The organism is uncultured Pelagibacterium sp. (genome assembly GCF_963972885.1).
In the GTDB taxonomy this organism is placed as follows: Bacteria; Pseudomonadota; Alphaproteobacteria; order Rhizobiales; family Devosiaceae; genus Pelagibacterium; species Pelagibacterium nitratireducens.
This window is the reverse complement of record NZ_CAXAXY010000107.1, coordinates 1-9669: the sequence shown is the minus strand read 5'-3', so window position 1 is coordinate 9669 and position 9669 is coordinate 1. Positions and strand designations below refer to the sequence as shown.

10 protein-coding genes are annotated in these 9669 nt (G+C 61.7%); 6 read left to right on the top strand and 4 right to left on the bottom strand.

What is annotated here, in order from left to right:
- Positions 1-330, top strand: a 330-nt coding sequence (locus tag AACZ55_RS14025; protein ID WP_339647088.1) for a peptide chain release factor-like protein, incomplete at its 5' end; no start/stop codon positions are given.
- Here AACZ55_RS14025 and AACZ55_RS14020 read toward each other — a convergent pair.
- Positions 327-617, bottom strand: coding sequence for a hypothetical protein (locus AACZ55_RS14020; protein ID WP_339647085.1), 291 nt, complete (start codon positions 615-617; stop codon positions 327-329). The two genes, AACZ55_RS14025 and AACZ55_RS14020, sit on opposite strands and share 4 nt — an antisense overlap.
- 74 nt (positions 618-691) lie before the next feature.
- Here AACZ55_RS14020 and prmC point away from each other — a divergent pair, with 74 nt between their 5' ends.
- The 3 genes from prmC to clpB all read left to right on the top strand — a co-directional run bounded on the left by prmC (position 692) and on the right by clpB (position 5481).
- Positions 692-1555 carry a peptide chain release factor N(5)-glutamine methyltransferase gene (gene prmC / locus AACZ55_RS14015; protein ID WP_339647082.1) on the top strand — a complete coding sequence of 288 codons (864 nt, stop codon included), beginning with the start codon at positions 692-694 and terminating at the stop codon, positions 1553-1555.
- A 351-nt stretch (positions 1556-1906) separates the two neighbouring features.
- Positions 1907-2584 carry a DUF4167 domain-containing protein gene (locus AACZ55_RS14010; RefSeq protein WP_339647079.1) on the top strand — a complete coding sequence of 226 codons (678 nt, stop codon included), beginning with the start codon at positions 1907-1909 and terminating at the stop codon, positions 2582-2584.
- Between the two features lie 281 nt (positions 2585-2865).
- Positions 2866-5481: an ATP-dependent chaperone ClpB gene (clpB, locus tag AACZ55_RS14005; RefSeq protein WP_339647077.1), complete on the top strand. Its 2616-nt coding sequence runs from the start codon at positions 2866-2868 to the stop codon at positions 5479-5481.
- 59 nt (positions 5482-5540) lie between these two features.
- On the opposite strand, the gene AACZ55_RS14000 is transcribed toward clpB, so the two are convergent.
- A complete protein-coding gene (locus AACZ55_RS14000) occupies positions 5541-5894 on the bottom strand; it encodes a DUF2200 domain-containing protein (protein WP_339647075.1) in 354 nt (117 codons plus the stop codon).
- Between the two features lie 165 nt (positions 5895-6059).
- The gene (locus tag AACZ55_RS13995) at positions 6060-6440 is read right to left on the bottom strand and encodes a hypothetical protein (protein ID WP_338609098.1); all 381 of its coding nucleotides are present in this window, start codon (positions 6438-6440) and stop codon (positions 6060-6062) included.
- A gap of 439 nt (positions 6441-6879) precedes the next feature.
- Between AACZ55_RS13995 and AACZ55_RS13990 the strand changes: the two genes are divergently transcribed.
- Positions 6880-7227 (top strand): DUF1304 domain-containing protein, encoded by a 348-nt coding sequence (locus tag AACZ55_RS13990; RefSeq protein ID WP_339647074.1) that lies wholly within the window; start codon positions 6880-6882, stop codon positions 7225-7227.
- Between the two features lie 10 nt (positions 7228-7237).
- Here the strand turns inward: AACZ55_RS13990 and AACZ55_RS13985 are convergent, their stop codons facing one another.
- A complete protein-coding gene (locus AACZ55_RS13985; RefSeq protein ID WP_339647071.1) occupies positions 7238-9082 on the bottom strand; it encodes a DEAD/DEAH box helicase in 1845 nt (614 codons plus the stop codon).
- Positions 9083-9236: 154 nt separating this feature from the next.
- On the opposite strand from AACZ55_RS13985, the gene AACZ55_RS13980 reads away from it, so the two are divergent.
- Complete coding sequence (locus AACZ55_RS13980; RefSeq protein ID WP_339647068.1) at positions 9237-9587, top strand: VOC family protein; 351 nt, start codon at positions 9237-9239, stop codon at positions 9585-9587.
- Positions 9588-9669 lie beyond the last annotated feature (82 nt).

Sequence of the window (9669 nt, the reverse complement as noted above, 5' to 3'; positions counted from 1 at the left end):
GGGATCGTGGTGACGTCGGCAGAAAAATCCCAGCACCAGAACCGGGCCAATGCCATGAAGGTGCTGCGCGCGCGGCTGTTTGACGAGCAGGAGCTCAAGGCCTCCTCCGAGCGGGCCGAGAGCCGCAAATCCCAGGTCGGCTCGGGCGATCGATCCGAGCGTATCCGGACGTATAATTTTCCGCAGGGACGGGTGACCGACCACCGGATCAATCTCACGCTCTACAAGCTGCCCCAGATCATAACGGGTGAAGCGCTGGGCGAAGTGATCGATGCGCTGATCACCGAAAATCAGGCAGCCCAGCTGGCGGCGATGGAGCAGGGGGTCTAAAAGAGACCGACGGCCGCATCTGCCCAGACAATCAGGACCAGGCCGATAACCAGCCCCATGATTGCCAGTTTCGCCGCTGGGCCCGACAGCATCCGAGCGGAAAATTCAAAAGCGATGCCGATTGCTCCGAGCAGGATAGCCGCAAAGACGAAATCGAACGCATCCCAATCGACCTCGCTTGTGAACTGCATGGCAATCAGCGGAATGGCCAGAACGGTGATCAATCCCGTCCAGACAAAAGGGCGCCAGCGGCTGGCCTGGGGTATGGGATCTATTGGGGTGGCCATGAGGCGTCTCGATTGGAACATTGGGGCGATGCCCTCATATTCAGCTGCGATCAGGGCGGAATAAAGGACCAGCGATGCAGTTTGGCGTTCTCAATATCGGCCGGACCTGGCGTTCGCTTCGGGACCGTCTAGCGGCCGCGGACATTCCGACGGCGGCGCTCGATGCGCAATTGCTGGTTCGCCACGTTCTCGGACTCGATGCCACCGGGCTGATCGCCTCGGAAACCGATCCGTTTCCCAGTGGAAAGCTGGCCGAACTCGAATCGCTGGTTGCCCGCCGTCTGGCTGGAGAGCCCATGGCCCGCATCCGTGGTGTGCAGGAGTTTTATGGCCTTGATTTCGGGCTCAATGCCGCAACGCTCGTTCCGCGACCGGAAACCGAGATGCTTGTCGAGTTCGGGAGCACCGAGCTCAAATCCCACCTTAAGCCGACCATCGCCGATCTGGGGACCGGGACAGGCTGTATCGTTCTGGCGCTGCTTGCCAATCTGCCATCTGCCCGTGGGACGGGTGTCGATATTGCTGCCGATGCGCTTGTTCAGGCCAAGGCCAATGCCCAGGCGCTGGGGCTTGCGGACCGGTTCGTCATGCGGCATGGAAGCTGGCTTTCGCCGCTGAGCGGTGACAAATTCGATCTTATCGTTTCCAACCCGCCCTATATTGCCAGTGCGACGATCGAGGCGCTTGAGCCGGGGGTCAAATCCTTCGATCCCATTGCAGCGCTCGATGGGGGTGCGGACGGGCTCGATCCCTATCGGATCATTGGGTCGCAAGCGCGGAACTGTCTTATGCCGGGTGGGGCGCTGGCCCTTGAAATCGGCTTCGACCAGGGTCACATGGTTAAAGAGCTTTTAAGCTCTGAAGGCTTTTGCGAGGTTGCCATTGCCAAAGACCTTGCCGGTCACGACCGTATGGTTACGGCCCGCGCACCAAAATGACACAGCGTCCGGGCGAATTTCTCCAAAAGCCAATATTTTTCTTGGAATGAGAAGGATATGCGGTTAGGTTGCCGGTGCTGACGCGGTGCTTGTTCATCGCGGTGGACCCCACCCTGACATTGGCGGCATAGAATAAAGCCGTTAGCGGAACCCATCCTCCCAGAGGGTTGGCGCAGCATCAGACAGGGTCGGAGCTCACGCAGCCTTTTTGGGGAAACCAGAGAGAGCGATCGGCACAGCGCGGACCGGGAAGTCGGTTCGTGTCAGCCGAGTTTTGTGCCCGTCGCCCGGTTTTGGCGGCAAAGGCCCCTATTAAGCGCATACCTTCACGGAACGTGTTGAAGCGAGCACATGAGACCAAACCAGCAAAACAACAACAAGCAGCGTTCGCGCGGCCGGAACAACAACAATAACAATCAGCGGCGTGGCGGTGGTGGCGGCAATCCCTTGTCGCGCAGCTATGAAAGCAATGGCCCGGACGTCAAGATTCGTGGCAATGCGGCCCATATTGCAGAGAAATACACCCAGCTTTCCCGCGACGCGGCTTCGGTCGGCGACAATGTGATGGCCGAGAATTATCTCCAGCACGCCGAACATTATCTGCGCATCATCCTTGCCGCCCAGGCTCAGTATCAGCCGCGCCAGGACAACAGCGTCGACACCACACCCGACGATGATGACGACAACGACAGCGATAACGATCAGGGCAATTCGGGCAACAATACCGATCAGAGCTCTGAATCGTCGGACGGTGGCGATGGCGGATCGGACGAGCAGCGCGAACCGCGCCCGCGGCGCCAGCGCCGTCCGCGCCGTGAGCGGACCGAAGAAACCGCAGATGCGGTGGCGGAGGGCGAAAAGCCTGCCGCTTCGGAAACGGCCGCCAGCAAGGATACCGCTCCTGCTGCAGAAGAAGCACCCAAAAAGCCCCGCCGCCCGCGTCGCAAGAAAGCCGACGATGATGGCAGTGAGCCGGCTCCGGAGTTGCCGGCGTTCCTCACCGCAGGGCGCGAAACCGCTGCCGAATAGTGAGAAGCGGTCCGGCATCGCCGGATGCAAAGGTCCGGTGGACCTTTGAAAGCGCACGAACGCCCGACGACCCATGGTCGAAGGGCTGATGGATACGCAAATAAAAAAGACCGGGCCATCGTGCCCGGTCTTTTTCTTTTCGATTGTGCTCCTACATATCGATTGACTTGAGTCAGTGCCGGTCAAATCGGGCTGAGCTAAAATCCAGTCAACGCTTCGGGCGTTGTCTCGTGTGCCGCGAAGCGGGCACGGGCAGCGCGCCAGCAAAGGAGAGTTGAAGCATGAATATCGAAAAATACACCGAGCGGACGCGCGGGTTCATCCAGAGCGCGCAGCAGATGACCCTGTCACGCGGCCATCAGCAGTTTACCCCGCTCCATATCCTCAAAGTCCTGGTCGATGACCCCGAAGGCATGGCCACCGGGCTGATCGACCGTGCCGGTGGCAACGCGCAGGCGGTGCGGGCCGGGGTCGAAGAGGGGCTCAAAAAGCTCCCATCTGTCTCCGGCGACAATGGTCAGATTTACCTCAGCCGCGAATTGGCCCGGGTGTTCGAGACGGCAGAAGCGGCAGCGCAGAAGGCCGGCGATTCGTTTGTCGCCGTCGAGCGCATGCTTCTGGCGCTGACCATTGAAAAAGACACCGATGCGGGCAAGATCCTCGCCTCGGCCGGGGTCACCGCCAATGGGCTCAACGCTGCCATCGAAGCGATCCGCAAGGGCCGCACCGCCGATTCGGCGAGCGCGGAGAACACCTATGATGCGCTCAAGAAATATGCACGCGATCTGACCGAGGACGCGCGCGAAGGCAAGCTCGACCCGGTGATCGGCCGTGACGAGGAGATCCGGCGCACCATCCAGGTGCTTTCCCGCCGCACCAAGAACAATCCGGTGCTGATCGGCGAACCGGGCGTGGGCAAGACGGCGATCGCCGAGGGCCTCGCCCTGCGCATCGTCAATGGCGACGTCCCCGAATCACTGAAAAAGAAATCGCTGCTCGCGCTCGATATGGGTGCCTTGATCGCTGGCGCGAAATATCGCGGCGAGTTCGAAGAGCGGCTGAAATCGGTCTTGAGCGAAGTCCAGTCCGCCGAAGGGCAGATCATTTTGTTCATCGACGAAATGCACACGCTGGTCGGCGCGGGCAAGGCCGATGGCGCCATGGATGCCTCCAACCTTCTAAAGCCCGCTTTGGCGCGCGGCGAGTTGCACTGCGTGGGCGCCACGACGCTCGACGAATACAAAAAGCACGTCGAAAAGGATGCGGCGCTGGCCCGTCGTTTCCAGCCGGTGTTCGTCAACGAACCGAGCGTCGAGGACACGATCTCGATCCTGCGTGGATTGAAGGAGAAATACGAACTCCATCACGGGGTGCGCATTTCCGATTCGGCGCTGGTTTCGGCGGCAACGCTGTCCAATCGCTACATCACCGACCGCTTCCTGCCCGACAAGGCCATCGACCTGATGGACGAGGCTTCGGCACGGCTGCGCATGGCTGTGGATTCCAAACCCGAGGCCCTCGATGAACTCGACCGGCGCATCATCCAGCTCAAGATCGAGCGCGAGGCGCTGAAAAAGGAAGAAGACGACGCTTCGAAAACCCGTCTGGGCCGGCTTGAAGCCGAACTGGCCGGGCTCGAGGAAGAATCGGACGCCATGACCCAGCGCTGGCTCTCGGAAAAGGAGCGGCTGGCCGGGGGCACCAAGCTGAAAGAACAGCTCGATGCGGCCCGCACCGAGCTTGAACTTGCCCAGCGCAAGGGCGATCTGGCCCGCGCCGGGGAGCTTGCCTATGGGGTTATCCCCGATCTCGAACGGCGTCTGAAAGACGCCGAGGCCCATGAGGCCCAGCCGGGTTCGGACATGGTCGAAGAGGTCGTCACCCCCAACCATATCGCCCAGGTGGTCTCGCGCTGGACGGGTGTTCCGGTCGACAAGATGCTCGAAGGCGAACGCGACAAGCTGTTGCGCATGGAAGATGAACTCGCCAGGCGCGTCATCGGCCAGGCCGAGGCGGTCGCGGCGGTTTCGCGCGCCGTGCGACGGGCCCGTGCCGGGTTGCAGGACCCCAACCGGCCGATCGGGTCGTTCATGTTTTTGGGCCCCACGGGCGTGGGCAAGACCGAATTGACCAAGACGCTGGCCCAGTTCCTGTTCGATGACGAGACGGCGATGGTCCGGCTCGACATGAGCGAGTTCATGGAAAAGCATGCGGTTGCCCGACTGATCGGCGCGCCTCCGGGCTATGTCGGTTATGATGAGGGCGGTGTGCTCACCGAAGCGGTGCGCCGGCGGCCCTATCAGGTGGTCCTGTTCGACGAGATCGAAAAGGCGCACCCCGACGTCTTCAACGTGCTCTTGCAGGTGCTCGACGACGGGCGGCTGACCGACGGTCAGGGCCATACGGTCGATTTCCGCAACACGCTGATCATCATGACCTCGAATCTGGGGTCGGAATATCTGGCGGCCCAGCCCGATGGGGAATCGGTGGAGCTGGTGCGCGGCAAGGTGCTCGATACGGTCAAGGCATCGTTCCGGCCCGAGTTTTTGAACCGCGTGGACGAAATCTTGTTGTTCCACCGGCTCGAACGCGGCCAGATGGGCGCCATTGTCGATATTCAATTGAAGCGCCTACAAAAGCTGCTCGATACCCGCGAGATCACCATCGCGGTGACCGAAGCGGCGCGCGACTGGCTGGCCAATGAGGGCTATGATTCAGCCTATGGAGCCCGCCCGCTCAGACGTGTCATCCAGCGTGCGGTGCAGGACGAGCTGGCCGAAAAGCTTCTGGCCGGCGACATCACCGACGGCAGCACCGTCAAGGTCGATGCCGGCGATGGCGGGCTGGTGATTCTGCCGGTCATCGAGGGGGAAGTGGTCGATACGGCCGCGGAGTAGTTGACTGAAAAAATAATGGCCCCGGAAACGGGGCCATTATTTTAAAAATGGGGTGGGGCTCATCCCTGCCGCAAGATCTTGTCCATCGCCTTGCCCCGGGCCAACTCGTCGACCAGCTTGTCGAGGTGGCGGATTTCGCGCATCAGCGGGTCTTCGATTTCTTCCACGCGGATGCCGCAGATCAGGCCCTTGATGAGCATGCGCGCGGGATTGAGTTTGGGCGCGCAGGCAAAGAGGGTCTCGAAATCGGTCCGGCTTTCCAGTTGGGCTTCCAGAGCGTTCTGGCTGTATCCGGTCAGCCAGCAGATGACCTCATCGACCTCATTTTTCGTGCGACCCTTCTTCTCGGCCTTGGCGATATAGTGAGGGTAAACCGACGCAAAGCTCATCGTGTAGATTCGGTGCTTTTCCATTGCAGCTCCCGGTGCAACACCTTTCCATGAAGAGGTCGCACGTCAAATGCCCCGATGGGTCATACTGCGCCCAACGCCGCTCTGCCGGCAACCGGTGTTCGGTGCGTATATACGCAAAAGGGCCGCAGCTTTCGCCACGGCCCTTCGATCGATAAACCCGGGATCTTACGAGCGTTGGTAGTCGATGCTCGAGCAGAAGATCGCGGCCTGACAGCCGGTGATTTTCAGCGTATCGGGGCCGGTCATTTCGACGATGGCCTTGGCGTTGCCGCCATTGAGCGCAATTGTGCCTTCCCATTTGTTGGGGCCGACCTGAGTGCCCTGCACCACTTCCTGACCGACAAAGGCCAGATTCTCCTCAGTCCGCGAATCGCCCTGGATGTCGTTGAGAACCCCGCAAAGCTGGGTGCCGTCACCGCACATTTCGAACGTGAAGCTCGTGCCCCAGCGGTCGACCCAGGTCCCGTTGGGATCGAGATCCTGGGCGAAGGCGGGGGCGACGAAAAAAGCTGCGAGAGCGGCGGCGGCTAGAAGAGACTTCATCATGATCCATTCTCCATGGGGGCGCCGTCGACATGAAGGCGCGTTGTGTTTGAGTGTTAGTTCCCCGCACCTGAAAACGAGCTGAACGAAAAAAAGGTTGCCAGAAAGAACAAGATGACTGGCTGGGCGGGTTTGCGCAACATGTCCGAAGGCGCAGCCATCGTGGGGAAGACCAGGGGAGTGCATGCCGTCCATAGGCAAATCGCTCCGGTGGAGCGATTTGAGGCGCGAACGCCCGGAGCGCCATGCGCGAGGGCCGCGACGCCCGAGGATGACGCCGGGGAGTGGAGGCGCACAAGAAATTTTATCCCCCGGAGGTTTGGCGTGGGCAAAAGACTTCCCGGAGCGGATGGGACAATGGCCGCTTGCAAGGCGGCACGCGATGCCGCTTGTTTTGCGAAGGCCGATATGGGCATGCTTGGGCGAAGAGAGGAGGGCCTTGATGGTTGCCAATGGTTTGATTGTGATCGTTGCCGCGATCCATCTCTATATCGTCTTCATCGAGATGACGCAGTGGAACAAGCCGCTGGGGCTCAAGGCCTTCGGTCTTGGTCAGGAGCTTGCCGACAAAACCACCGTGCTGGCGGCCAATCAGGGGCTCTACAACGGATTTCTGGCGGCCGGGCTCATCTATGGCCTTGCGGCAGCAAGCGCGGAGTTCAACGTGTTCTTTCTCGTGTGCGTTCTGGTGTCCGGCCTGTTCGGCGCGGCCACGGCGAGCCGGAAGATCCTGTTTATTCAGGCTCTGCCGGCTGCGTTGGCGCTTGGTGCCCTTTGGCTCGGGGTTTAGCGTTCGGGCGCTATTTGCGCCCCTTCTTGCCGAACCCTTTCGATCCGGTCTTGGCCGGACGGGGCGCATCGCCGGGGCCGGCTTCGCGCTTGGGCCGGGGCTTGAATTTTGGTTTGGCCTCGAATTTTGGCTTGGGCTCAAACCCTTCGCGGGCGCGGGGCGGCTTTGAGGGACCACGGCCGGCCGGAGCGATGGTGACGCCGCGTTCAAGACCGGTTCCGCGCTTGAGGTGCTGGGCAAACTCGTCGGCCTTGTCGGCGGCGATTTCGAAGCGGGTTTCGGTGTCGTCGATCTTGATCGATCCCACTTCGCGCTTGGTCACTCCGCCCGCCTTGCAGATCATGGGCAAGAGCCATTTTGGATCGGCCCGGTGTTTGCGTCCGAGCGAAAGGGTGAACCACACCCCGCCCACCATATCGGGTCCACGCGGTTCGCGCGGAGCCATGGGATCGTATGCCGGGCCGCCTTCGGACCGCTTGTCGCGGCGTTTGGATTTGGGGCCGTCGCCCGCAAGGGACACCGACGAGGTTTCCTCAGGTACGGGCCGGCTGGCCAATTGCTGGCGCAGGAAGGCCACGGCCAGTTGCTCGGGGGAAACCTTACCCAATAGCTCGGTCACGAACTCGGTTTCATGATCCTCGGGCATGGGTGCGGAGACCGCGGCGTCAAGGATCTGGCGGCGATAGCGTGCTTCGATATCGGCGATGGTCGGGGCAGAGACTGTGGTCGCCGAAAGCTTGGCCATGGCCAGGACCCGGGCTGCCGCCTTGCGCCGATGTTCGGCAACGACAAGCACGCAAACGCCTTTCCGTCCGGCCCGGCCGGTGCGGCCCGACCGGTGTAGCAGCGTCGCGGGATTTGAGGGGATATCGGCGTGGATCACCAGGTCGAGATTGGGCAGGTCGATGCCGCGCGCCGCAACGTCGGTGGCGACGCAGACATGGGCGCGTCCGTCGCGCATGGCCTGCAGGGCGCTCGAGCGTTCGGACTGGGCCAATTCGCCCGACAACGCCACGGCCGCAAAGCCGCGATTGGTCAGCCGCGCCGCCAGATGGCGTACGGCCTCGCGGGTGTGGCAGAAGACCAGCGCGCTGGTGCTGTCGGATGTGAGCAGGGTATTGATGATGGCGTGCTCGCGCTCGTCGCGGTGGACCACCATGAGCTGGTAGTCGATATCGGCGTGCTGCTCGGTCGCTGCCGTTGTCGCCACCCGAACAGCATCGCGCTGATAGGTCTTGGCCAGATCGGCAATGGCACGGGGAACGGTGGCCGAAAACAGCAGGGTGCGCCGCTCTTCCGGCGAAGCGGCAAGAATGAATTCGAGATCGTCGCGAAAGCCCAGATCGAGCATTTCATCGGCCTCGTCGAGCACGATGGCGCGCAGGGCGCCCAGATCGAGCGAGCGTTTGGTGATGTGGTCGCGCAGTCGCCCCGGCGTGCCCACCACCAGATGGGCACCACGGTCGAGTGCACGGCGCTCGTCGCGCATGTCCATGCCGCCGACGCAGGTGGCGATGCGAATGCCGGCATCGGCATAGAGCCAGGCGAGTTCGCGCTGCACCTGCAGGGCGAGTTCGCGGGTCGGCGCGATGATCAGCCCCAGCGGGGTCTGGGCCGGGCCGAACCGTTCGGCATCGCTCAGAAGTGTCGAGGCAATCGCTATGCCGAACGCCACGGTCTTGCCCGACCCGGTCTGGGCCGAAACCAGCAGGTCCGCCTCGTCGTGTGCGGGATCGAGCATTTCGGTCTGCACGGGGGTCAGCTGGGTGTAGCCATGGGCCGTGAGCGCGCTCGCCAGCGCAACGTGGATTGATGCCGGCAGGTCCGCCGGCGCGTGGTCAGTATCAGATGACATGATTGGGAGCCTTATGTTGAGGAGGCTATAGCAGAAGAGGGGCGGTTTGGGCCAGCGCTGATCTTGCGGGCGGTTTGGCGGCGCTTATCGCGCAACGGTCTTGACATGCGGGGTAAAAAATAAGAACATAAAGTGAACATGTGGGAGGTTTGTCATGTCGGCTACGGCCATCGACTATATTGAGCTCGACAGCGAAAATCTTGGGGCGAGCCGAACGTTTTTCACCGCGGCCTTTGGCTGGCGGTTCACCGATTACGGGCCCGATTATGCCGGCATCGAGGATGCAAAGCTCGATGGCGGGATCTCGCAGGCGGAGGGAGCACGCAAATTGCCGCTGGTCATTCTCTATACCTCCGATCTGGATACCGCAGAAGCGGCGGTGCGCGCGGCAGGAGGCGAGATTGTTCGCGAGCAGTTCGATTTCCCAGGCGGGCGGCGGTTTCATTTCCGCGAGCCGGGCGGGAACGAGCTTGCGGTCTGGAGTGAGCGGAGGCCTGGGGCCTAGCGCGTTCCCAGGATAAGCTGAAATGCTCTAGAGCCGTTCAGGATTTGATTGACTCAAATCCTTGGCTCTAAACCCCTGTTTT